Annotated in this window: 23 protein-coding genes; 17 read left to right on the forward strand and 6 right to left on the reverse strand. The window is 70.2% G+C overall.

Annotated features, from left to right (window positions below; translation table 11 throughout):
• The first annotated feature begins 8 nt into the window (after positions 1 to 8).
• Entirely contained in the window at positions 9 to 947 is a 939-nt protein-coding gene (locus ACFWZH_RS35075; protein WP_384440912.1) for an NlpC/P60 family protein, read from the forward strand.
• 381 nt (positions 948 to 1328) lie between these two features.
• Here the strand turns inward: ACFWZH_RS35075 and ACFWZH_RS35080 are convergent, their stop codons facing one another.
• From ACFWZH_RS35080 to ACFWZH_RS35095, 4 genes are all read right to left on the reverse strand, one after another.
• A complete protein-coding gene (locus ACFWZH_RS35080) occupies positions 1329 to 2282 on the reverse strand; it encodes a serine/threonine dehydratase (RefSeq protein WP_384440915.1) in 954 nt (317 codons plus the stop codon).
• 1 nt (position 2283) lies between these two features.
• On the reverse strand, positions 2284 to 3084 hold the full coding sequence (locus ACFWZH_RS35085; protein ID WP_384440918.1) for a proline hydroxylase: 801 nt from the start codon (positions 3082 to 3084) through the stop codon (positions 2284 to 2286).
• Positions 3085 to 3310: 226 nt separating this feature from the next.
• Positions 3311 to 3475 carry a hypothetical protein gene (locus ACFWZH_RS35090; RefSeq protein ID WP_384440921.1) on the reverse strand — a complete coding sequence of 55 codons (165 nt, stop codon included), beginning with the start codon at positions 3473 to 3475 and terminating at the stop codon, positions 3311 to 3313.
• Positions 3475 to 3912, reverse strand: coding sequence for an ATP-binding protein (locus ACFWZH_RS35095; protein ID WP_384440924.1), 438 nt, complete (start codon positions 3910 to 3912; stop codon positions 3475 to 3477). The genes ACFWZH_RS35090 and ACFWZH_RS35095 overlap by 1 nt, the downstream gene beginning before the upstream one ends.
• Before the next feature lie 224 nt (positions 3913 to 4136).
• Between ACFWZH_RS35095 and ACFWZH_RS35100 the strand changes: the two genes are divergently transcribed.
• The 16 genes from ACFWZH_RS35100 to ACFWZH_RS35175 all read left to right on the forward strand — a co-directional run bounded on the left by ACFWZH_RS35100 (position 4137) and on the right by ACFWZH_RS35175 (position 19769).
• A complete protein-coding gene (locus tag ACFWZH_RS35100; protein ID WP_384440927.1) occupies positions 4137 to 5411 on the forward strand; it encodes an XRE family transcriptional regulator in 1275 nt (424 codons plus the stop codon).
• The gene (locus ACFWZH_RS35105) at positions 5408 to 5947 is read left to right on the forward strand and encodes a GNAT family N-acetyltransferase (RefSeq protein WP_384440930.1); all 540 of its coding nucleotides are present in this window, start codon (positions 5408 to 5410) and stop codon (positions 5945 to 5947) included. The genes ACFWZH_RS35100 and ACFWZH_RS35105 overlap by 4 nt, the downstream gene beginning before the upstream one ends.
• Before the next feature lie 1140 nt (positions 5948 to 7087).
• The gene (locus ACFWZH_RS35110; RefSeq protein WP_384440933.1) at positions 7088 to 7687 is read left to right on the forward strand and encodes a hypothetical protein; all 600 of its coding nucleotides are present in this window, start codon (positions 7088 to 7090) and stop codon (positions 7685 to 7687) included.
• Between the two features lie 47 nt (positions 7688 to 7734).
• Complete coding sequence (locus tag ACFWZH_RS35115) at positions 7735 to 8553, forward strand: ATP/GTP-binding protein (RefSeq protein ID WP_384440936.1); 819 nt, start codon at positions 7735 to 7737, stop codon at positions 8551 to 8553.
• A 42-nt stretch (positions 8554 to 8595) separates the two neighbouring features.
• Positions 8596 to 9285, forward strand: coding sequence for an SAF domain-containing protein (locus ACFWZH_RS35120; RefSeq protein ID WP_384440939.1), 690 nt, complete (start codon positions 8596 to 8598; stop codon positions 9283 to 9285).
• A gap of 1 nt (position 9286) precedes the next feature.
• Entirely contained in the window at positions 9287 to 10159 is an 873-nt protein-coding gene (locus ACFWZH_RS35125) for a MinD/ParA family protein (RefSeq protein WP_384440942.1), read from the forward strand.
• Between the two features lies 1 nt (position 10160).
• On the forward strand, positions 10161 to 11747 hold the full coding sequence (locus tag ACFWZH_RS35130; protein ID WP_384440944.1) for a CpaF family protein: 1587 nt from the start codon (positions 10161 to 10163) through the stop codon (positions 11745 to 11747).
• Positions 11744 to 12661, forward strand: a complete 918-nt coding sequence (locus ACFWZH_RS35135) for a type II secretion system F family protein (protein ID WP_384440947.1) — start codon at positions 11744 to 11746, stop codon at positions 12659 to 12661. The genes ACFWZH_RS35130 and ACFWZH_RS35135 overlap by 4 nt, the downstream gene beginning before the upstream one ends.
• Positions 12658 to 13551 carry a type II secretion system F family protein gene (locus ACFWZH_RS35140; protein ID WP_384440950.1) on the forward strand — a complete coding sequence of 298 codons (894 nt, stop codon included), beginning with the start codon at positions 12658 to 12660 and terminating at the stop codon, positions 13549 to 13551. The genes ACFWZH_RS35135 and ACFWZH_RS35140 overlap by 4 nt, the downstream gene beginning before the upstream one ends.
• Positions 13552 to 13578: 27 nt before the next feature.
• Complete coding sequence (locus ACFWZH_RS35145) at positions 13579 to 13773, forward strand: hypothetical protein (RefSeq protein ID WP_384440953.1); 195 nt, start codon at positions 13579 to 13581, stop codon at positions 13771 to 13773.
• A gap of 57 nt (positions 13774 to 13830) precedes the next feature.
• Complete coding sequence (locus tag ACFWZH_RS35150) at positions 13831 to 14241, forward strand: TadE/TadG family type IV pilus assembly protein (protein WP_384440956.1); 411 nt, start codon at positions 13831 to 13833, stop codon at positions 14239 to 14241.
• Positions 14238 to 14699, forward strand: coding sequence for a TadE/TadG family type IV pilus assembly protein (locus ACFWZH_RS35155; protein WP_384440959.1), 462 nt, complete (start codon positions 14238 to 14240; stop codon positions 14697 to 14699). Before ACFWZH_RS35150 ends, ACFWZH_RS35155 begins: the two co-directional genes overlap by 4 nt.
• Entirely contained in the window at positions 14663 to 15178 is a 516-nt protein-coding gene (locus ACFWZH_RS35160) for a TadE/TadG family type IV pilus assembly protein (protein WP_384440962.1), read from the forward strand. Before ACFWZH_RS35155 ends, ACFWZH_RS35160 begins: the two co-directional genes overlap by 37 nt.
• A 3-nt stretch (positions 15179 to 15181) precedes the next feature.
• Positions 15182 to 18589, forward strand: coding sequence for a LysM peptidoglycan-binding domain-containing protein (locus tag ACFWZH_RS35165; protein WP_384440965.1), 3408 nt, complete (start codon positions 15182 to 15184; stop codon positions 18587 to 18589).
• A gap of 17 nt (positions 18590 to 18606) precedes the next feature.
• Positions 18607 to 18960 carry a DUF192 domain-containing protein gene (locus ACFWZH_RS35170; RefSeq protein WP_384440968.1) on the forward strand — a complete coding sequence of 118 codons (354 nt, stop codon included), beginning with the start codon at positions 18607 to 18609 and terminating at the stop codon, positions 18958 to 18960.
• A gap of 92 nt (positions 18961 to 19052) precedes the next feature.
• Positions 19053 to 19769: a prepilin peptidase gene (locus tag ACFWZH_RS35175; protein WP_384440971.1), complete on the forward strand. Its 717-nt coding sequence runs from the start codon at positions 19053 to 19055 to the stop codon at positions 19767 to 19769.
• Positions 19770 to 20836: 1067 nt separating this feature from the next.
• Here ACFWZH_RS35175 and ACFWZH_RS35180 read toward each other — a convergent pair.
• Together ACFWZH_RS35180 and ACFWZH_RS35185 are read right to left on the reverse strand one after the other, a co-directional pair.
• On the reverse strand, positions 20837 to 21172 hold the full coding sequence (locus tag ACFWZH_RS35180) for a hypothetical protein (protein ID WP_384440974.1): 336 nt from the start codon (positions 21170 to 21172) through the stop codon (positions 20837 to 20839).
• Between the two features lie 601 nt (positions 21173 to 21773).
• On the reverse strand, positions 21774 to 22888 hold a 1115-nt coding region (locus tag ACFWZH_RS35185; RefSeq protein ID WP_384440977.1), incomplete at its 5' end, for a hypothetical protein.

Genomic DNA, 22888 nt, shown 5'->3' on the forward strand with positions numbered 1-22888 from the left:
GTGTGGGCTTGGGCGCAGTAGCCCTCGCGCTGATCGGGGTGCTGGTGCTGTTCGTTGCCGCCGTGGCCAACGGCGCCGCCGGCCACCAGCAGGAGCAGGGCACGGCCGGGGCACAGATCTCGATGCAGGGCGGCCAGGTCGGCGACATCCCCCCGAAGATGCTGGCCCTCTACCGGCAGGCGGCGCCGGCCGCCTGCCGCGGGCTGGACTGGACCGTGCTCGCCGCCATCGGCAAGGTCGAGACCGACCACGCCCGCAACCCCAGCATGCGCTCGTACGCGGGCGCGGTCGGGCCGATGCAGTTCCTGCCGTCCACGTTCACGGGGTACGCGTACCCCGTGCCGCCCGGCGGCGCGAACCCGCCGAGCCCTTGGGATGCGACGGATGCGGTGTACGCCGCGGCGCGGATGCTGTGCGCCAATGGTGCCAAGACCGGCACCAGCAAGGGGCTGTACACGGCGATCTACTCCTACAACCACGCCGACTGGTACGTGCGAAAGGTACTCGCCCAGGCCAAGACCTACGCGGTAGCGCAGCCCAGCGGCCCCGGGGCGGACGCCGACGGATCCTCCAACGCGATCGTCAAGGCCGCGCTCACCCAGCTCGGTGTCCCCTATGTATGGGGCGGCGGCACCATCAACGGGAAGTCCGGCGGAGGATTCGACTGCAGCGGCCTGACGTCGTACGCCGTGTATCAAGGCACTGGCCGCAGGGTCGTCTTGCCGCGCACCTCTCAGGAGCAGCGCCACGTCGGGACGTCCGTCCCGCGCGATGAGATGCAGCCAGGTGACCTCATCATCTTCAACAAGGACGGCTGGGGCCACGTCGGCATCTACGCCGGTGGCGGCCGCATGGTCGACGCACCCAGACCAGGCAAGTCCGTGGAGGTCATCAGCCTGTCGGGGTACTGGCAGAACTACGCCTGGGACATACGACGCGTCACGTAGAACTCTTGTAGGTTCCGATTACAGATGTCGTTGTCCGGCCGTTCTGTCGTTGGACTGTCGCTCCGAAGCGGAAAGCCGCAGGTCAGCCGTCCAAGCGATCTGTCGGTATCACCCATCCGGGCGGGTACGCCCGAGGAATTCGGCAGTTGGGCTGGACGAACCCACTGACAAACCGTCTGGACAGCCCGCCAGAACCGCAGGTCAACGCAGCGCCAGACGACACCTCAAATCGGAACCTACAACTCCGCTACGTGGATGCTGACTAGGGGCCCGGCGGTGCCAGCATCGGCTGGACGCGAGAACCCAGCCGCCGGGCCCACTCAGTGTCACAGACTCATCGCTGCCGACAGCATCGGGGCGGCGGCAGAGTCTTGATCAGCCCTATTGCCAGGTGAGGCTTGCAGGGTCGGTGTTGGCGCCGCACAGCACGACGGCGATCCGCTCGCCCTTCTCCGGCAAGTAGGCGCCGGAGGTGAGAGCTGCCAGGGCGGTTGCCGCGCCGTGTTCGACGGCTACGCGCCGGTGATCCCACAGCAGCCGGCGGGCGCGCACGATTTCTGAGTCGGGGACGAGCAGCGAGGTCACGCCGGTCTGCAGGGCGGCGTGCAGGGCCATCGCGCTCGTACGGCGTGCGCCCAACGAGTCCGCGGCGATCGAGTCCACCTCGACATCAACCAGTACCCCCGCGGATAGGGCCGCGTTCAGGGCGCGGCAGTTCGCGGGCTCGACGGCGACGACGCGCACGTCTCGGTGGGCGGCGGCGGTGGCGACGCCGGTGAACAGTCCTCCGCCGCCGACGGCGACCACAACCGTGTCGACGTGTTCCATCTCGGTCATGAGGGTTCCGGCGCCCGCGGCGATCAACGGGTGGTCGTAGGCGTGGGATTCCAGGGCGCCGGTTTCGGCTGCCCACTGGCGGGAGGCGTCCAGCGCTTCGGCGTACTCGGTGCCTTCCTGGTGGACGTCGGCGCCGAGCGCGGCGAGCCGGTCCACCTTAACCGCGGGCGCGGTCTTCGGCAGGAAGACGGCCGCGGGTACGCCGTACTGGGCGGCTGACCATGCGCATGCCAGCCCTGCATTGCCGCCGGAGGCGATGACGACACCGGCCTTGGGCATGGTCTCGGCTTCGACGTGTGCGGCGGTGAAGTTCGCCGCCCCGCGGGCCTTGAAGCTGCCGGTGTGCTGCATGCACTCCATTGCCAGCCATGCCTGGGCGTCACCGAACGTGCCGTCGTCGACGGGCGCGAGGGTGAGGGGGCGGACACGGTTGCGGATGCGGTCGGCGGCTTCGGCGATCAGCTGGTAGTCAAGAGCTGCGGAAGGGTGGTCGGTCACTTCAGCTCCAGCAGATGAGGTTGCCGGTGTGCGTAAGGGCGAGGAAGAAGGCGAACGCCACGCGTCGGTTGGCCGGGTTGGGCGAGACTGCGTGCATGTTGGCTGGGTTGAACAGGAGGCCGTCACCGAGCTGGGGTGCGTGGCGGACTTCGTGTGCATCGCGGGTCACGGCGGAGGTGTAGCCGTAGGCGTCGCGGTGGTGCTCGTCCCCGGGCTGCCAACGACGGCGCCAGATCGATGTCACACCGCCCAACTCCGGTACGGCCACCCACAGGTTGAACGCCAGCTGGGCGATGATCTGCTGGTCGAAGATGCCGTTCGGGTACTCCCTGACCACTTCATCGAAGTGGATCAGCGCACCGCCGTTGATTTCCCTCAGCGTGCCGCCGAATACCGGGCGACCGCCGATCGTAGCCGGGCCGATCGCTGCGCCCCAGGCGGTGCCGAGCCGGGCCAGGGAAACGGCGACCGGGTCCGGCCGGAGCGCGACAGCTGTCCAGGCGGAACGGGCCTCGTCCGCGGCCGCCCAGTACCGCTTCGCGTCCAGGACGCCGTCAGCGGTGCGGTAGTCGTTCAGTGCGGGTCCGGACCTGGCGATCCGCCCCGGCACGCGGTGCGGGTCATAGGAGCCGGCCGGAAGCCCTTCCACTGAGGTGAGGACGTCGGCACACTCCTTGGCGGTCAGCAGGTCCGGGATTCGCACGGCTGCTAGCGTCCCGGCGGCCAAGGCCGCGAGGTGACGATCGGAGAAGGCGGTGGCGTCTTCGAGAACGAACAGCGGATCGGTGGTCGTGGTGGTCAACGGGATCTCCTCTTGGTCAGTGGTGCCGGACGATGGGCCGCCTGTCCGGTGCGCAGAGGAGCCGGGTGGGCGGGGTGGGGCGGGATCTCCTCAGGCGTGGAACGCCCGCCCCTGTGGGGCTTTCAGCCGTCCTGGACCGGTGACCGGGCATGGGAGGAGGTCATGGCCAGGGACGGATTGGAGACTGGCGGTGCGCGGGGTCATGGGTGACCGCACGCCCGTGGGTCTAGGGGGCGGCTCGGGTGGAGACGAGCACGGAGATCATGAATGTAGTGACGGCCGCGACGTAGAGGATCTGCGCGAGAATCTGCCGCCAGCCGATCGGGCAGCGCCGCGTGCGCCGGCGTCCTCGTCGCGACTCCTCCCACGCGGCGTCCAGGCCATCGAGCATCACGCGCCCACCCGCATCTCAGCCCAGACCCGTTTCGCATACGGCCCCCGCAACGCGTGCGAACCGAGCACGTCACAGCCCCACTGGTCCGCGAAGGCGTCCACCAGCAGCAGTCCGCGGCCGTGCTCGGCGCCGTACTCCGGGACGTGCATGCTCGGCAGCCGCGCTGGCGACCGGTCCACCACCGCGATCCGCACCAGCCGCGCGCTCGGCCGCGACACTGCGAGCCGGATCGAGCGGCCACCTGCGTGGCAGACCGCATTCGCCACCAGCTCAGATGCGATCAGTTCTCCGGCGTCAGCGAGGTGGTCCAGGTGCCAGGTGCCGAGCGCATCGCGCACCAGGCGCCGGGCGACTGCGGCTGTCCCTGCCACGCTCGGGTAGGTCTCGCTGTAGACGGGGTGGCCGGTCGCGGCCGGCCGCGCTGTCGTGGTCATCGTTGGCCTTTTCGTCCGTCTCGGTGCCCGCCGGTCCACTACGGGGGGAGGGGGCCGGCGGGCCGTCAACAGTCGCCGCGACGGGCGCGGCGGCCGGTACCCAGACAACTGCGGCGCGGTGCACGGTGGTTAGTGCATCGCCGGGGGTAGCTGGCGGTTCCCCCTAGGGGATTTTGACCGGCTATTTGCCTGACGGACGGTGATTGCGGGACTACGGTGCGGGGGTGGACACCACGCGGAACGACCTACTCGCGGCGTGGATGCGCGAGCACGGGCACAGCTCAAACTCCCTGTCCGAAGCCGTGAATAAGGCCCTTGAGCTCCTGACCGGACGACGCGGGAGGTTTGATGACGCCTCAGTCCGGGGCTGGAAGGCGGGCCGGGTCACGTGGCCCAACGCCGCCACCCGAGCAGCTCTGAAGGACGTGACCGGACTGGACGCCACGGCTTTAGGGTTCGTGCCGCGGGGCCGGACTCCGTCCACCCCAGCCCCACAGCAGGAGGACCCCATAAAACGCCGAACCCTCGTCACCGGCGGTGTGGCTGCCGCCGCTGCCGCCGCAGCCCCCGGAACCGCACACCGTCGCATCGGCATGAGCGACGTCGATCGCCTACAGCGCCGGTTCTCCGCGATCATCGCCAGCGATCACCGCCATGGCGGGCTACGCGGCATCGAGCAGCGGGCCGCCGCGCTCGCCGACGAGGCCCTTAACCTCCAGAACGCTGGCAGCGCCACCCACCGCGTACGCAGCAGCCTCTACGCCTCCGCAGCCGCGTTCCGCTCCTCCGCGATGTGGGCAGCCATCGACGGCCGCCGCTACGACGACGCCAAGGCGCACATGCGCGAGGCGCAGGCCCTGGCCGAGCTGTCCGGCGATCAGGCAATCAAGTTCCGCATCTGGTCACACACGGGCACCCTCTACCGGCACATGGGGCGCCCCGCTGACGCACTGGCCGCAAACGACGTCGCCCGGAACCTGCACATCACCCGCCGCGACCCCATGTTCGCCTCCCTTGGCCTGGCCCGGCAGATGGCCATCCACGGCGTAGAGCTGGACGGCACCGGCCTGCGCCGCGCCTTCGACCAGGCGCAGGCCGCCATGGACCGCGCCGACCCCGACGCCTACCGGCCAGTGTGGCTCCTCGCCTTCTACGACCAGGCGGAATTGCACTCGCTCGCACTCTCGGCCCATCTATCCCTCGGGGACCACGCAGCCGCCGAGTACCATGCCCACCGCTGCTTAGCCGCCCTGCAACCGCACATGCGCCGATCCCGGGCGATTGCCACCAGCCGCCTCGCACACGCCCAGCTCGCCCAGGGCGAAGCCGACGCCGCCACTCACACCGCGCTGACCGTCCCCGCCGACGCCGCTACCCAACACGCCCGGGTCGCCCGCATGCTGCAAGAGTTCGGGGCCGCGCTGCGCGCCACCGCGTCAGGCAGCCCCACAGTGCAGACATGGACCGAGCACACCGCCGCCTGGAGGGCCAGAGTATGACCACAGCACCCGTCATCGAACTCCGCACCTACACCGCGCTCGATCCGGTCCGAGGCGATCTGCTCGACGTGTACGCCGAGGTGCGCGCTCCGCTCCTCCACCTGCCGAACTACGCGGTCACCTCGTTCGGTGAGCGCCTGGACCGACACGGCACCGAACCGGGATTCGTGGCCGTCCTCGCCTACGCTGACAGCCATCCGATCGGGTACGCCTACGGCAACACCATCGAGCGCGGTGACCGGTACTGGCAGCGCACCAGCCCGGCGCCGGCGGAGGAGTACACCGGCCGCCCGGCCCTGGCCCTCAAGGAGATCGGCGTGCGGCCAGCATGGCGCGGCACCGGAACCGCGCTGCGTATCCATGAGGCTCTCCTCGCAGAGCGCGCCGAACCGTACGTGACGCTCATGGTCAACGCGGCGGCCGGTGACGGGAAGGTCCACGCGCTCTACCGGTCCTGGGGGTACGAGGACATCGGGCAGAGCCAGCCGTCACTGGCCTCCCCGCTCCTCACGGTGATGATCCGCCCCGCCCACTGATCCTGATCGTCACGATCGCGGTGGCCAGCTCCACCCGGGGCATCGGTGGGGCGTTGCCTTCCTGGGGGAGAGCCATAACCGGGCTGTCTCTCGGCGCAACCCGCACCTGCGCTGACGTGACAGGCGAGTCCTCCTCACCGTGTTCCTGCCCTCCTGCAGGTGCTTCTGGCGGGGAAGCCGGCCGCCTTCATGCAGCGTTCGGAGCGACGGTAGGCCTGGTCGTCACACTCGGCGTGTTCATGCCGCCGTGGTGGTCGCGTCGGATCACGGCGGCGTACAGCTCCACTTTCGACGAATGCAGCATGACCAGGGACGAGCTCCGGCATGCCTCACCGCAGGAGCTCGTCGGTGGCTGGCTCTGTCGACGTCGAAGAGCAGCGTTTCTCGACGGGCCTGGGATGCACCTTGGTTGCCGGCTCGGACAGGGAGCGGACAGCGGTACGGGGCAGGCACATCGGGTTGTCCGGCAACCGGTCGCCTGCCGCTCGTCGTCGGCACGAGCAAAAGTGCTGGCTACAGGGCCAGGAGCGCGGTCGTGGCTCCGCCGTCGCCGACTGCGCGGGACTCGTGACGGATGCCTCCCGGACTCGTCGACATCGACATCCCGGAGCGGGAGGTGCCTCTCGAAGCCGTCGAGAACCGCTGTCGCAGGACGTCGAGAAAGCCACGGTGGCCGACAGCGGACCGCGGCGGCCGCTCACCGTCTGCCTTGGCAACCATCCGTCGGATTCCGCCCCCTTCTCTTGCCTCGCTGATCTTGGAGCGCGTGAACTGGCAGAATCAGCGCCCCAGCAGGGCGCAGCGCCGTGGTGGTCGCACGCGAGGGGGCAGCGGTGAGAAAGACCGGATGGATCGTTCTCGGGACTAAGTACCGGGCATCTTGAATGCCTGAGGGCATTTCTCGTCACATCGCAACGGGCTCTGCAGGAAAGCTGGTTACCGCTCCGCACCGATTTGCCGGAGATGCCGCAACCATCCGCGAAAACAGACTCCTCAGTTTGCAAAGTGGGCGGTAAGGTGCAGGTCCAGCCACTCCGATGGCGCAATAAAGCCCCCGCGGTAGGTGGTCAAGGGCCACGCCACAACATCACAGGATGACCAAGAAGACCTGGTGATCACGCCATCGGCGAGGGAGCATGAATGCCAACAGCACAGATCCGGGGCCGTAATCAAGGCCGCATCAAGAACAGCGCAGGCATGCTGTTTATCGCCTGCGTCCTGGCTGGCGTATCAGCCTGCAGTTCCGGCGACTCGAAGACCGGTGAGCCGAAGGCGTCTCCCACACCATCCGCGACCCAGCCGTCCAAGCCGGCGGATCCCACCGAGACCGCCAAGAAGGACGCGATCGCCGCCTATCAGGGCTACTGGCAGGAGATGGAGAAGCTCTACGCCGACCGCAGCGGCAAGAAGGCCAACCTCGACCAATACGCGGCATCCTCCGCGTTGAAGAACGCCGAACGCGATGCGAAGCGTGCTCACAACCGTGGCCTCTTGCTCATTGGGCAAGTCATCGTCAAAGACCCGACGGTGACCAAGGTCGTCACGCAGGGCAAGCTGGACTACGCGGTCATCTCCAGTTGCTTGGACATCTCGAAGTGGAAAACGGTCAAGGCCGAGAGCAAGAAGCCGGTCACGCTGCCGTCGAACCGCCTGACCAAGTACGTCATCCAGTCCACGGTCGAGCGCTGGCCAGGGGGCTGGCGCGTCACCCGTGACGAGCCCCAGGACCAGCGGTGCTGAGGCGGCGAGGCGCCGGCATAACCGCAGTCCTTCTGGTCGCTGCCACCGTGTCCGGGAACGCCTATGCCGCGAACGATCCGCCGCCCGGTACCGGCAGCGCAGACTGCACCATGTTCTCCTGCCGAGTGGAAGCCAACGAGCCGGGCAGTTCCGGCGGCGGCCAGCAGACGAACGCGGGCGGAAGCAACAGCAATGACGGCAAGGGCGACCCTCCGCCGGTGACCTGCACCTACAAGGAGGCGGTCCCCCAGCCTCCGGCGGGAAGCCTGGATTGGGATGGCCACAAACCCGGTGACGGCGCCGTGTACGAGCAAACTTGCCGTTACAAGAACAGCGACAACTTCGAAATCGTGAGGATGGTGTGGTCGGCCGACCCGCCCAAAGCCAACATTGACCCGGCCGTGCTGGCTCGGCGGGCCGTGGACGACATGGTGCTGCGCGGGCCTGACATCGGCATTACACCGAAGCCGGGCGGCAAGGGCGTGGTAGGGATGCCCGTCTACATGTGGACCGAGAAGGGACCAGAGACCTACGGACCGAACGTAGCCAGCGCTTCCACCGGCGGCATCACCGTCACCGCCACCGCCAAGGTCAGCAAGATCGTGTGGAACATGGGCGACGGAAACAGCATCACCTGCACGACGGCCGGCACACCGTACCGGGCCGAGTTCGGCAAGAATCCGTCGCCGGACTGCGGCTACCGCTACACCCAGCCGTCCACGAGCAAGCCGCACGGCAAGTACCACGTCACCGCCACCTCCACCTGGACGATTGACTGGACCGGTGGCGGGCAGAACGGGCAGCTGACCGAGGTACGCAACAGCGCTGTGGACATCACCGTCGCCGAGGTCCAGGTACTCAACTAACCCACCGCCCTACCGCACACCAGCACGATCCGAGAGGCCGTCATGGAAACCCCTGCCTCGGCACCGTCCCTGCCCCGCCCCGGCGCCGGCCGCCCCGACATGCCCATCACCACGGCTCCGCCGGTCAAGCGGGAACGCCGCTGGTCCGTGGTTGCCCTGTGCATCGTCCTCGCGGTCCTCGCCGGTCTCGGCGCGGCCGCGGCCGTCTCGTCGGCCAGCGATCGCACCAAGGTGCTCGCCGTCGCACGCGACGTGCCCGCCGGCCAGGCGCTGACGGAGGCTGACCTGACCGTGGCCGAGGTCTCGGCAGATGCGGCCCTCTCCCCTGTCCCCGGTAGCCAAAAGAGCCGGATTGTGGGCAAACGTACGGCCGTTGACCTCCGCAAGGGCGGTCTGCTGACCACCTCGCAGCTCACCGCCGGCTCCGGCCTGGGCGACGACCGCCAGCAGGTCGGCGTCCAGGTCAAGCGCGGTCAGGCCCCGGACGGCACCCTGATGGCAGGGGACAAGGTCCTCGCCGTTCTGACCCCTGCCGCCGGCGACAGCGGCTCTTCCTCCAAGACCAGCGGCCCGCCCAGCACCATCTCGGCGTCCGTCGTGTCCGTCTCCCGGCCCGACGCCACCGGCACCGTCGTCGTCAATCTCGCCGTGGAGTCCACCGACGGCCCGACGCTGGCAACTCGTGCCGCCGCCGGGCGCATTGCCCTGGTTCGTGAGCCGCGGAGCAGCTGACATGACCGTCACCGCTCTCGTGTCCGCCAAGTCGTGCGGCGTCACCGCCTCCGGCCTCGCGCTGACGCTGGCTTCCCGCCGGACCTCGCTGCTCGCCGAGTGCGATCCTGCGGGCGGCACCGTACGTGCCGGACTGCTGAGTTCGACTCCTACCCGCGGTGTCGGCCTCTACCATCTGGCGGAAGCGGAACGCACCAGCCCGGACGTGTTCGCGCAGGCTGTGCCGTCGCACCTGGTGGGCCTCGACGAGGCCGGGCACCGCAAGGTGCTGCCCGGCCTGACCGACCCCACCCAGGCAGCGGCCCTGACACGTACGTGGCCTGCTCTGTCCCAGGTGCTGCACATCCTCGCCGCTGACGCCGGCTACGACGTCTACATCGACGCCGGCCGCCTGGCGGTGGACGCCGGCCGCCTACACCCCACGCTGTCCTGCGCCCCGCTGATCTACGAGGCGGACCTGGTGCTGCTGACAGTGCGCGGCACGGAGCAGTCGCTCGCCCTGGCCCGCCACCTGATCCGGCCGCTGCGCGCCGAGCTCGACGCGCACGGCTCGGGTGCGGACGCGTTGGGCGTGCTGCTGATCGAAGGCGGCTACCGCGCCCACCAGGTCTCCGAAGCGCTCGATGTCCCGGTCCTCGCCGCCCTTCCATGGGATCCGGCAACGGCGGGCTATCTCACCGAAGGCGGCAACCCGCCCCGCGGCTACGGCGGCCGCCGGAGTCCGCTGCTTCACCGTGCCCGCACCGCGACCGAGCAGATCGAGGCGGCCGCTCAGCGCCGCCGCGTGCAGCGTCAGTGGCCGCGCCCGGACCATCCGCAGATGGCGGGGGTTCTGGACCGCCTGGCCGCCCAGGCCACTGAGGGAGGAGCCTGACGTGTCCGACCCTCAGTACCAGCCCGGCGCCACGAACGGCCACCCTGTGGCCGGCGACCGTGACGCCCTGGCTCACCTGCTCACCCAGCGTTTCAACAAGGCTGGCCATCCACCCCAGACGCCGCCGCGTCCGGCTGTCGTTCCGCCGCCTGCCTCCCCCGTGCCTCCCGAGGCACCGCACAGCGCGGGCACTACGGATGCGGGGGCGATACCGCGGCTGGCCGGCCTGCCCGGTCAGCTGCCGGTGGCGTGGGAGGTCATCGAGGCGCTGCAGGCGCAGGTCTCCACCACCTTGAGCAAGCGTGATCCTCAGTGCCTGCTGGGCAACGAGGACCGGCAGATGCTGGCCCGTTCGCTGACCACCGCGGCCGTTGCGTCGTGGTCGGCCACCTACGCCCAGGGCAACACCCCGCTCACCCCGGAGCAGGAATCCGCTATCGGCGACGCGGTGTTCAACTCCATGTTCCGTGGTGGCCGGCTGCAGTCGCTGTTGGACGAGGACGGTGTCGAGGACCTGATGGTCGACGGCACCACCGCGTCGGTGGAGTACTACGACCGCCCCCGGCGCACGATCGAGCACGTCGCCGACAGCCACGACGAGCTGATCACCTGGGTCAACCGCATGGCCAGGTTGTCCGGACACGGGGAACGGGCCCTGACGCAGGCCACCCCCAGCGTCGGGTTCCGCATGCCGGACGGCTCCCGTGTCACCGCCTCCTTGCTGACCAGCCGGCCCTCCGCCGTCATCCGCAAGCACCGGATCCAGCAGCACGGCCTGGCACAGCTGCAGGAATGGGGCTCGCTGAACCCCACCATCGCCGCCTTCCTGACCGCCTGCGTGCGGGCCCGTATGAACCTGCTGGTGGTCGGGGACATGGGCGCCGGGAAGACCTCGCTGCTGCGCGCGCTGGGCCGTGAAATCCCTGCTTCCGAGCGGCTGGTGACCCTGGAGTCGGACCGCGAACTCTATTTGGATGAGCCCGGCCCCGGCCCGCTGACGTTCGCCTTCGAGGCACGGCAGTCCAACGGCGAGCGCACCGGCGACAACCGCGCGGCCGGTGAGGTCACCATCTCCGACATGTTCGCCACCGCGCTGCGCTACAACGCCACCCGCGTCATCGTCGGCGAGGTCCGCTCCACCGAGATCGTCCCGATGCTGCAGGCGATGTCCGCCGGTGGCTCGGGATCGATGTGCACGATGCACGTGCGCCGCCCGCACGCGATCATCAGCCGCCTGGTGCAGCTGTGCACCGAGGCCGGCATGGCCGACTCGGCCGCACATCACCTCATCGCCTCCGGCATCGACGCCGTGGTCTACCTGACCTACCTCGACGAAACCCCGATCGGCGGCCGTCGACACCGGTTCATCTCCCACATCTACGAGGTCCACGACGTGGTCGGCGAGGGAGGGCGTCCCACCACCACCGAGCTGTTCGCCCCCACCCCGGGTGAACGGCGCGCGGTCTACCAGAACATGCCCAGCTTCATCGACGAGCTGGAGCTGCACGGCTTTCACCGCGCCTGGCTCACCGACAACCCGAACGCCCACTGGCTCACACCGCTCCAGACGCTCAGGAGCACGCGATGACCACACAGCAACTCGCCCTCGCGGCGGCCTGCTGCGCCGTCCTCGCGCTGCTCGCCGTCGTCGCGCTCGTGCGTGAACTGCGCGGCCGCGTCCCCGATCCGGTCAAGCCCCCCTCGCGTCTGGCGGCCCGGCTGCGGCGTGCCCGCGGCGAGCTGCCGGAGCGGTGGCAGCGTCGCTGGCGTCACCTGGTGACCGTCGCCTCGGTGGTAACCCTGGCCGTGTGGGCCTACACCGGCTGGCCGGTGCAGGGCCTGCTCGCCGGGGCGGCCGTCCTCGCCCTGCCCTACCTGCTGCACCCCGGCGATGCGGCCGCCCAGCGCATTGAGCGTCTCGAAGCGGTCGCGCAATGGCTCAATCACCTGGCGGGCGTGCACACCGCCGGCATCTCGCTGGCACAGACGATCCGTACGTCGGCGAAGTCGGCGCCCGCGCCGATCGCCGCAAACGTGCAGAGGCTGTCGGACCGGCTGCGGGCCGGGATGGACGCCCCGCAGGCGTATGCGCTGTTCGCCGACGAGCTCGCCGACGGCGTCTCGGACCACGTCGTGCTGCTGTTCCAGACGCACTCCGTCTACACCGGGCCGGGCCTGGCCACCGCGCTGGAGGCGCTGGCCGTCACCATCCACCAGCAGGCCGCCGACGCACGCGACATCGAGGCCGACCGCCGCAAGGTCCGCAAGGCCGCGCGCCAGGTGTCGGTCATCGTGTGCGTCGTGGTCATGGGCTGCATGCTCAACAAGGCCTGGTCCGCCTGGTACGGCACACCCATCGGCCAGGTCGCACTGGTGGTGCTGGGGGCAGCGGCCGCGTGGACGCTGGCGTGGCTGAGGCGTATCGCCCGTACGAAACCCGACCCTCGTCTGCTCGAAGCCCTGCCCGCTCGCCCCGGGCCTGCCTCCGGAGGTATCCGATGATCGAGATGCAGGCGGTGCTGCCCGCGGCCGCCGCGGGCGTCCTGGTCGGCCTGGCCGTACGAGCGGCATGGCCCGCCCGCCCGGACCTGACCAGCGCCCTGGACCGCTTCGAGGGCCCGGCCCGTTCCGACGCGGGACCCGCGGACGGGCCGGCACGGACCGGATCGCTTCCTGAGCGGATCGGCGTCCGTGTGCTGGCCGAGTTCGGTGACCGGCTCACACTGCCGTACCAGGACCTCAACCTGCTGCGGAAGTCGCCTGCCGAACATCTGGGACGCCGGGTGCTGTTCACGCTGTACGGGCTGCTGCTGCCACAGCTGCTCCAGGCAGTTCTGCTGCTGGCCGGTGCCCCGATGCCGTTCGCCTTCCCCGCGGTCGCTTCCCTGGGCCTGGCCGCGCTGTTCTGGCTCAACCCGGGGCGTGAGGTCAAGAAGGAAGCGGCCGCTGCTCGTCTGGTGGTGCGCCACGCGGCCGCCTCGTATCTGGAGCGGGTGGCGCTGGCGCGGGTCGCCAACTCCGGCGCCGCGCAGGCCCTGACTCGCACCGCTGAGGTGGGCGACGGGTGGATTTTCGAGCGCATGCGCCAGGCTTTCGATCACGCCGAGCTGTCCGGCCTCACCCCGTGGGAGGCCCTCAGGGCGCTGGGCGAGGAACTCGACATCCCCGAGTTGTCGCGTCCGGCCGACACCCTGGCGCTCGCCGGTGACGGCGGCGCCGTCTACACGACGCTGCAGGCGCAGGCCCGTCAGCTGCGCGTCGCGCTGCTGGCCGACGCCAAGGGTGCTGCCAATGAGGCTTCTACCGCGATGATCCTGCCGGTCACTGCAGGCGTCATCCTCATGATCATCTTTGTGATGGTGCCCATGGTCAACGGCATCCTCGCCAGCTGACCACACACGAACACCTAGGAGGAACCGATGGACATCCGCACCCTCACCGTCATGATCCAGGGTCGCTGGCAGCAGCTGCAGAGCGCCTGGCGGCGTGACGAAGGGCAGTCCAGCACCGAGCTGGCCGTCATCACCGGCGCCCTGCTGCTCGGCGCCGGCCTACTGATCGTCGCCATCAAGAGCAAGCTCCTGGAGAAGATCGGCATCATCAACGGTGGCTGACGCCACCGGAACTGCGCCATCCCACCCAGACCTGCGGATACCGAGGAGAAAGACGGCGTGAGAGCACGCATGCGCGCGCGGGGCGCCTTGGCCCGGCTGCGTGACGACCGCGGCCAGGCCAGCACCGAGCTGGCCGTACTCGCCCTGGTCGTCCTCATGCTGGTCTTCACCGCGATCCAGGTCGGCTTGTATTTCCATGCCCGCAAGGTCGCTCAGTCCGCCGCCCGCCAGGGAGTTGAGGCAGGGCGCCGGATCGGCGCCTCCGCCGGTGACGGCGTCGCCCAGGCCGAGGTGTTCATCCGCCGCTTCGGCAACTCGGTCCACGGCGCCCAGGTCTCCTCGGCCGGCAGCAGCGCCGCGCGGATCCGCATCACCGTGACCGGCACGGTCGCCACCCTCGTCCCCGGCCTGAACCTGGACGTCAGCCAGTACGCCGAGGCCCCCAACGAGCGGTGGACCAACCCGTGAAGCCCCGAACGCTCCCCTCCCCCGGCCGCCTGCGGCGCCTGCTGACCGCGGATCGCGGCAGCTTCGCCGTAGAGACGGCGATCCTTGCCCCCGTACTCATCATGGCGCTTGGGCTGATGGTCGCCCTGGGCCGCGTCATCGACGCCGAAGGCGCCGTGGACATCGCTGCCCGCGCCGCAGCTCGCGCCGCCTCCCTGGAACGCGACCCGGCCAGCGCCCAGAGCCAGGCCCAGAGCGCCGCCGCCCAGAGCCTGTCCGGTGAAGGGATCACCTGCCGCTCGTCCGGCGTCAGTGTCGACACCGGCGGCTACGCCACCGCCGTGGGCCAGGACGCCGAGGTCACCGCCGACGTCACCTGCACCGCCGATCTGTCCGACATCGCCCTGCCGGGCCTGCCAGGGGTCAAGGAGCTCCACGCCTCATGGACCAGTCCGCTCGACACCTACCGCGCACGGTGAACCCCTCCCGCCGGCGGCTGCGAAGCAGCATGTGCGTGCTCGCCCGCCGCTGCCGCAGGCGCCTGATGGGGCAGGGAGCGGACCGCGGTTCGATGTCGGTGTTCTTCGCCGTCGCCACGCTCGCCGTCCTGATGGTGATGGCGCTGCTCGTCGACGGCGGCAGAGCCCTCAACGCGGCCAACCACGCCACGTCCCTGGCGCAGGAGGCGGCCCGCAGCGGCGGTCAGCAACTCGACGCCGCCCAGGCCGTCCAGGGCAGTGCCATCACGGTCGACCCGGGTGCTGCTCAGGCAGCCGCAGAGGACTACCTGGCCCACAACGGGGTCCAGGGCACCGTGGACGTCACGGACAACGGGCGGACCCTCCACGTCACCGTCCGCAGTACATACAGCACACTCTTCGGGTCGCTCATCGGCCAGAGCAGCATCGCCGTGACCGGTACCGCAAACGCGCATCTGCAGACCCACGCTGGAGGCTGAGCGATGGCCCACCCCACCCCCGGACCCGTGCGTGCCACCGGCAGGCTGCTGCGCGCGCTGCTCGGCCTCGTCGTGCTCCTGGCACTCGTCGGCGGCGTCCCCTTCATGCTGCTCGCTCTCGGCCACCAGCCCACCGAACTCACCGGCGGCCTCGACGCCCTGCTCCGCCCCGACGACGGCACCCTCTTCCTCGTCGTACTGACCCTCATCGGCTGGGCAGGATGGGGAGCTTTCACCCTCTCCGCCGTCATCGAACTCGTCGCGGTACTGCGCCGCCGCTCCGCCCCGCGGCTCAAGGGCCTGGGCGGCCTCCAGTCGTTCGCGGGATTCCTGATCGGCGGCCTAGTGCTCCTGGCCCCCACCGTGGCCTCCGCTGCCACCCCGCAGACGGCCACCGCAGCCGTCACCGCGCCCCACACCACCGCCGAGGGACACCAGGTCCACCGCGCCGACGCCCCCTCCACGCCGGACGCCGCCGACACCAGCGCGCAGGCAGGTCCCCAGCACACCGTCACCGCATCGCGTGAGGAGCTGTGGGACCTGGCCGAGCGCTATCTCGGCCGCGGGGAGCGCTGGCGCGACATCGCCACCCTCAACCCGCAATACCCGCATCTGGCCACCAGCGGCGCACACCGAGGCATGGTCCTCAACCTGCCCGCCGACGCCCGCATCTCCCCGCCGGCGCAGGAGAAGACTGCCGCTTCGTCGGCCTCGGCCCAGGGCGGATCGCACGCCGAGGCCCACGAGACGACCTACACCGTGGAGGCCGGGGATTCCCTGACCGGCATCGCCGACGAGCAGCTCGGTGACGCCGACCGCTGGCACGACATCTACGCCCGCAACCGGGACACAATCAGCGATCCCGACCTGATCTACCCGGGCCAGCGCGTCGACCTGCCCGGCCACAAGTCCCAGCCCCCGCACGCAGACCATGACCACGCCCCGCGGCCCGCGCCGGAGAAGCCGGCCCCGCACAAGGACGGCGCTGCGCCGACCGCCCCGGAGTCCGACTCTTCCGCCGGCGCACCCGACCGTCAGGCACCAGAGCACCACGACAGCTCCAGCACGCATCGCCGCAGCGCCCGGCCGGACCACTCCTCCCCCACCGCGCCTGCTCCCTCCTCTCCCGCCCCGGCAACGCCCGACGTTCCGGCGCCACATGGCTCCGCGGAGGAAGAGACTGCGCAGCCGGGCGCACGTGCTGCTGACGACGAGCATGCGCTGGCGCCAGCCACGGTGTGGGCCGGGGCCGGGGTGCTGGCCGCTGCCCTGATCGGCACGCTCGCCACCCGCCGCGTGCTGCAGCAGCGCCGCCGCAAGCCCGGCCACCGCATCCCCATGCCCGAGGGAAGCGCCGCCGAGACCGAGCGCCGACTGCGCAGCGTCCAGCACAGCGGATTCGACCTCCTCAATGCCGCGCTGCGGGCGCTCGCCTCCCACCTCGCCGACGCCGGACGCGACCTGCCCGATCTCGACGCGGTGGTCCTGCACGACGCCCGGATTGATCTCCACCTGGCTCGGCAGGCCCCGCCGGTCGCGCCGTTCACGGCCATGCCCGGCCAGCCGCATGTGTGGACCTGCACCGCCGCCCATCCCTCGCTGTCCGAGGACCACAGCGACATGGACGCCCCCTACCCCGCTCTGGTATCGCTCGGCTGGGACGAGGGTGGCCGCCTGGTCCTGGTCGACCTGGAACGCATCGGCGTCCTCAACCTCACCGGCGATGCTCACCTCGCCCAGAGCATGTTGCAGGGCCTCGCGGTCGAGTTGGCAACCGCCAGCGTCCACGGGCCCCTGGAGGTCACGGTGGTCGACGCCACCGCGCCGGGCCTGGACGACGTCGTGCCCGAGCGCGTCGCCCGCAGCGAGAGCCTCGCGCAGGTCACCACGCAGCTCACCGCCCACGCCACCGACCAGCGCCGCAGCCTCACCGACCTCGGTGCGCGCGGTCTGGGCGAGGCCCGGCTGCACGAGGACTCCGGCGGCGCCTGGACACCCCACGTCGTCCTCGCCCAGGACCTCGCCGGCGACACAGCCGCGCTCTTCGACGCTCTCGAAGCCGCGCCGCGCACCGCGAGCGCCGTCATCGTCGCCGCCCCCACGGATGTGCCGCTGCCCGACACCGCCTGGACCCTGAACTGCGGCGGCCCCGAGCAGAGCGTCACCCTGCCCGGCTCCGGCCTGGCCATCCACATCCAGGGCCTGGACGACGCCGTCTACGCGGATGCCGTCGAGCTGCTGCGCGTCGCCGCCAGCTCCACCACCCTGCCGCCCTCCCCCGCCCCGGCCGGGCCCGCCACCGACGAGGACGACGGACAGACCGTGGTGGCCTCACAGGGCGAGCAGCCGGCGGATACCTCGGGAGCGGACGGGGCGGGGCTGCCCGCCGAATACGCCGACGACGACGAGGCCGAGGAAGCCGGCGACGAGCCGGACACCCCCGCAGACCACACCGCAGCGGTCCCCCGGCCGGACTCGGAGCCCGTCGACACCAGTACCTCCGTCGCAGCGGGCCCGGCAGACACCGCACTGGTGAATGTCGCGCAGGCCTGCGCCGCCGGCCCCGCCCACCTCACCGTCCCCCTCCCGCCCGAGACGGCAGCTGCGATGCCAGACGGCGAGACTTCGGCCGCCGCTGCCGGCGCCGCAGCCCCGGACATCCTGCTGCTCGGCCCCGTCTCCCTCACCGGTGCGACCGGCCGCTACGACTCCGCCCGGGAAGCCCCCAGCACGGAACTCGCCGTCTTCCTCTACCTGAACCCCGACGTCGACCACCACGCCATCTCCGCCGCGCTGTGGCCCACCGGCACCGTGAACAAGTCCATGCGCACCTCCGTCGTCTCTCGACTGCGCAGCTGGCTCGGCCAGGACGCCGACGGCGCGTATTACTTCCCGCGGCTGCAGGACACCGAAGGCCACCGCTACCGGCTCAGCCCCACCGTCACCTGCGACTGGACCCGCTTCCAGCAGTTCGCCGCAGCAGGACTCAACGACGTGAGCGAGGACGGTGACCTGGCTCTGCGCCGCGCGCTCTCCCTGGTGCGCGGCCGCCCGTTCTCCGCCGTAGACCGACAGCGCTACTCCTGGGCCGAACCCCTCATGCAGGAGATGTGCGAGGCCGTAGTGGATGTCGCGCTGGAGCTGTCCGATCGACTGCGGGAGGCCGGCGACGTCACCGGCGCTCTGTGGGCGGCGAACCGAGGGCTTCTCGCCGCTGAGGAGAGCGAGCCGCTGCACCGTGCCGTCTTCCGGGCCCACCACAAGGCCGGTGACACCCCCGCCCTGCGCGAGGCCGCCGCCAGGCTGGTCCGCATCAACGACCAACTCGGTGGCGAAGGCGTCGATATGGACGCCGAGACCGCGCAACTCCTGCGCGACCTGCTCCCCCGCACCCGCCAAACCACCAGCTGAACAGGAGGCCGGACACCATGCGACACGAGCTGAAGGACGGCTTCGCCCGGCTGAGCACACCCACGGGAGGCGACATTCGCCTGGAGATCGCCGCTTCCCGCCGGACCCGTACCCGCGGCCTGCTCGGCCGCGACGGTCTGGACGGCGCACTGCTGCTCAGCCCGTGCAACAGCGTGCACACCCTGCGCATGCGCTTCCCCATCGACGTCGCCTACCTCACCAAGGACCTGCGCGTCCTCGACCTGCACACCCTGGTGGCCAACCGCCTCGCGCGGCCCCGGTTCCGTGCCCGCCACGTCCTGGAAGCCACCGCCGGCGCCATGAACGCCTGGGGCATCACACCCGGCGCCCAGTTGCAGATCAGGGCCTGAGCAGCCGCCGCTACGAACCAGCCGTCACCGTACGGCCGACATCCCTGTACGACACCACACGACCAACCGCGGGCAGGAGGAGAGGAGGGCACGTGCTTCATCAGTTCTTGATGCCGCTGCTGGGTCTGGTGGCCGGCTCCACCCTGCGCCCCGTCGTCGTCGCCCTCGCCGTTCCCGCCGGGCAACCGCCGTCCGTCACCTGCCCCACCTGCTCCCCTCTCCCGGCCGTGAGCCTTAAGGCCCTGCGGTTGCTGGCGCCAGACGGCAGGTGCCGGGCCTGCAGGACTCCTCTGGGCGCCGCGTGGCTTCCGGAGTTGACCACCGCGGCGGCGTTCGCCGCGGTCGCGGCCGGCGGGACGAGCGGTTGGTACGCCGTCGCCCACTACTGGCTGGCCCTCCTCGGCTCCGGACTGCTGCTGATCGACAGCGCCGTCCAACGCCTCCCGGACGCCCTGACCCTGCCAGCCGCCGTCGGCACCTTCACACTGCTCACCGTCGCCGCAGCACACCACGAGCACGGCAGTCTCGGGCGTGCCCTGGCCGCGGCGGCCGCCGCCGGCGGGCTGTTCACCCTGCTTGCCCTGGGCGGCATGGGCATGGGAGACACCAAGCTCGTCATCTCCCTCAGCGCTCTGCTCGGATGGCACAGCTGGCAGGCGGCATTCCTGGGGCTCCTGGTGAGTTTCCTGCTCGCGGCCGCCGTGGCGGCCTTCTTGCTCGTTGCCCGACGCGGCACCCGCAAGAGCACATTGGCGTTCGGCCCGTTCCTGATCATCGGCACGCTGGCCGCTTCCCTTGCCTACGGCTGAACCCGATTGGTGGCCGGGCGTTGGCCGATCACGTTCGTGCAGATGACCGTGGCCGATGGCCGAATTTCCGAACCGGCCATAAGGAAATCGGCCATGACCGATGACCGGCCACGGGAGCCGACCGGTCACGCGAGATCGGTAATCGACCATGGCCGGTTGGATGAGGGAGGTGACAGCGGCCACCTGGAATTCCCCACGGACGGCCAGTTACAGCTGTAACAGCCGGTGACCGATGTCAGCCGTGGCTCGTGCACGGCTGGCCCACCACCTGGGATCGATGGCGGGCCAGTCCCGGTGCTACCAGGCGATGACCATCAGGCCGGTACGGCCGTTGGCGCCGGCACCGCCGTCGGCACCGCTCTCTCCGCTCCAGCCTTCGCCGCTTCCGCCGGTCCCGCCGTTGCCGCCCTGGCCGCCGTCCCCGGTGCCGGCCGGGACGGTGAAGGTGAGCCCGCCGGGGAGGTTGAGCGTGCCGGGGCCCTGACGGGTTCCTCCGTCACCGGGCAGGCCGTAGCCGTGGACGTAGCCCGCATCTCCGCCACCCCCGGGGATGATGCTGTTGCCGGAGGCGCCGCTGCCGTTCTGCCAGGAGCGACCATGCTCTGGGAGCGCAGTACCTCGCGCTCAGCGTCGGTCAGATAGCCCCACTCACGCGCTTGGTCCAGGCGGTCATCAACCAGGGCCAGCGGGCGCAGGCCATGAGCACGGATCGCATCGGCCTCGTGGTCGAGCAGCCTGGTGCAGTGCTGCGCCCGCAGAAGGTGGCCGTGGAGTAGGTCGAGGACCTGCGCCTCCCTGCCCTCCAACTCCAGATCGACGTACAGCTCCGGCTCGTCCAGTTCGGTTCCCTCGGCGATGTCGTAGATGAGACCTGCCAACGACCGTGGCCAAGTGCCAGGGGCATCTACATCCACGACGAGCCGACCGTCGGCAGCGTGCGCCAGTGTCATGGCAAGGCAGTATTCCACCGTCAGGTCATCAGGTTCCGAACGGGAAATGGAACACGAGACCTGGACGATGACCGGGGACAGCAGAGCAATAGTCAATACCTGTGGACGGCTTGGGGGTCATGGCGGCGGGTTGGTTCCCTGGATGGCCTGCCAATGGGAGCGCGGGGCAACTGGCGTGAGGAGTTGGACTCCGGTGCCTCGGAGTGTCACGAGCGCGGTGTGGACGGGGTCGAGTTCGTCGACCGAACGTCCGAAGTAGGCGTGGATCTGCGTCAGTTCCAGGTCGATGGCTTCTGCCGAGTCTCGGATGCGGTCGAAGCGGGCCCCGCAGCGAACCGGCCCACGCATGCAGCGCACGGTAGCGGTGGCCTCGGCCGGGTTCACGATGGTGACCTGATCGATCTGTAGTTCCACCTCGACCACGCGGCTACCGGGATTGGGGGGCTCCGTCATACCGCCGCCTCGGCCCGCTCGACCAGGATGCCGTTCGTGTCCGCGCTGATCCACTCCCCCGCCTTGCAGCGCACCGCGACTCTGACCTTCACCGGCCAGCCTGGAGGGTGCGGCTTCACGTCGATGGCCGACCTGTCGCAGGAGTCACCTCGTGGATCCCAGACCCACGGGATCCTCACCCCGTGGGTCTTCTTCGGCTTCCCCACCCGCTCCCCCACTTCTTGACGGCTGCTACTCACCCGACCCTGCCCCATTCACAAACGCCCGCCGGTCGACTTGGACGGTGGCTTGTGACTGTGTGCGGGTGGGCAACTCGGCGGGACGGGCCGGTGGGTACATCAGCCTGTGCCATGCTCAGAGCGGATACCCAGATGCTTACCCTCGCCAGCCACCCGCAGGTACGCACCAGTGCGAGGTGTGGCCACGCGGATACCCATGCGAGGGTGCGTGGCCGACTCCGATGCGTCGGCGATCGGCCATCGGCAACGGGCCGGATCGGCCATGGCCGATCCGGTAGAGCGAAGCACGTCGGCCAATCGACCACAGGCCATTGGAGCCGGCGCGCTGGGCCGTGGCCGATGGCGTGAGCCATTCCGATCGGTCACTTGCGGTGGGTGACCGACCTCAGGTGCGCCCTGCCCTGCCGTTGGCTGTTCTCCCGCTCACGAGCATCCTTGAGCTCCCTCGCCGCCGCGACCACACGCTGACCTGTTCGCGGGGCCACCTCCAGCCGACGAGCGACCTCCGCACCGGACAGCTTTTTGCCGGTGTCCTCCGCTTCGATCAGCCACTGCACCACCTGCTCGATCCTCTGTGCCTCGGGATCGAGCTCTTGCTGCTGAGGCTGCGGCTGTCGCGCCGTAGCCTCACCGCTGTCCAACGCGGCGGCCTCCCAGAGTTCAGGCCTGCCGACGGTATCCGGCTCACGGGCCGGCGGGATGGCCGACGGGTCGGCTGCGTGCGCAGCGGCATGGTGTCCGGTCGTGCTCTGGCCGGTGTCCGAGGAGACCGTGTGATGCGTCCGCTGCCCAGTGGTGGCCGAGGCCGTGGCCAACGGCTCCGGAAACGGGGCTGCATCGGCCACCGCGGTGTTGGCCGACGCGTGATCGGCCACGCTGCTGTAGGCGGGGTGGCCGGTCCCGGTCATCTGCCACTGCTCGGGCTCAGGCTCAGGTTTCGGCTCGACTACGTCCGTCGGGGTGGGATGTTCCCGGCGCTGCTCCTGCAGGGCAGGACGGAGCACGGCTTCGCTGAGCGGGCCGCCCGTTTCCGGGTCGGTGATGCCGTGGTCGGCGAGGTACAGGGCGAATTGCCGGGCGTTGGGGGAATGTCCGTGCTGGGCGGTGTAGGCGTGGAATGCGTCAGCGAGGTCGGCTTCTGCCTGCTCGGGAACGTACGTCGGGTCGTAGTCGCCCTGGTACGTCACCTGCTGCGAAGCCGCGAACCACTGGTTCGGCAGATCCTCGGCTTCGGCCGGCTTTGGGGCGTCCGTCGGTCCCTGTGCCTCGGCCGGCTCCTGGGCCCTCGGCTCCAGAGCGGGCGCCGCGGACTGCTCCGGCGCCGGCAGTACCTGTGGTTCGATGCCCGCCGCGGCGAGCCCCGCGGGAGCGGTCTCCGCCAACGGCACACCGTACCGGGCGAGCCGCAGCGGCATCAGGGACTCCACGGGAGCCTTGCGGCGCCAGGCCCGCCCGAACCGCGAGCGCAGGCGCGCCT

The organism is Streptomyces sp. NPDC059008 (genome assembly GCF_042749045.1).
In the GTDB taxonomy this organism is placed as follows: domain Bacteria; phylum Actinomycetota; class Actinomycetes; order Streptomycetales; family Streptomycetaceae; genus Streptomyces.

Coding starts and splice junctions, on each gene's coding strand:
- ACFWZH_RS35140 (WP_384440950.1), top strand. CDS start 12,658: ATGATCGAGATGCAGGCGGTGCTGCCCGCGGCCGCCGCGGGCGTCCTG.
- ACFWZH_RS35180 (WP_384440974.1), bottom strand. CDS start 21,172: ATGACGGAGCCCCCCAATCCCGGTAGCCGCGTGGTCGAGGTGGAACTA.
- ACFWZH_RS35145 (WP_384440953.1), top strand. CDS start 13,579: ATGGACATCCGCACCCTCACCGTCATGATCCAGGGTCGCTGGCAGCAG.
- ACFWZH_RS35170 (WP_384440968.1), top strand. CDS start 18,607: ATGCGACACGAGCTGAAGGACGGCTTCGCCCGGCTGAGCACACCCACG.
- ACFWZH_RS35110 (WP_384440933.1), top strand. CDS start 7,088: ATGCCAACAGCACAGATCCGGGGCCGTAATCAAGGCCGCATCAAGAAC.
- ACFWZH_RS35105 (WP_384440930.1), top strand. CDS start 5,408: ATGACCACAGCACCCGTCATCGAACTCCGCACCTACACCGCGCTCGAT.
- ACFWZH_RS35120 (WP_384440939.1), top strand. CDS start 8,596: ATGGAAACCCCTGCCTCGGCACCGTCCCTGCCCCGCCCCGGCGCCGGC.
- ACFWZH_RS35095 (WP_384440924.1), bottom strand. CDS start 3,912: ATGACCACGACAGCGCGGCCGGCCGCGACCGGCCACCCCGTCTACAGC.
- ACFWZH_RS35125 (WP_384440942.1), top strand. CDS start 9,287: ATGACCGTCACCGCTCTCGTGTCCGCCAAGTCGTGCGGCGTCACCGCC.
- ACFWZH_RS35135 (WP_384440947.1), top strand. CDS start 11,744: ATGACCACACAGCAACTCGCCCTCGCGGCGGCCTGCTGCGCCGTCCTC.
- ACFWZH_RS35160 (WP_384440962.1), top strand. CDS start 14,663: ATGGACCAGTCCGCTCGACACCTACCGCGCACGGTGAACCCCTCCCGC.
- ACFWZH_RS35090 (WP_384440921.1), bottom strand. CDS start 3,475: ATGCTCGATGGCCTGGACGCCGCGTGGGAGGAGTCGCGACGAGGACGC.
- ACFWZH_RS35165 (WP_384440965.1), top strand. CDS start 15,182: ATGGCCCACCCCACCCCCGGACCCGTGCGTGCCACCGGCAGGCTGCTG.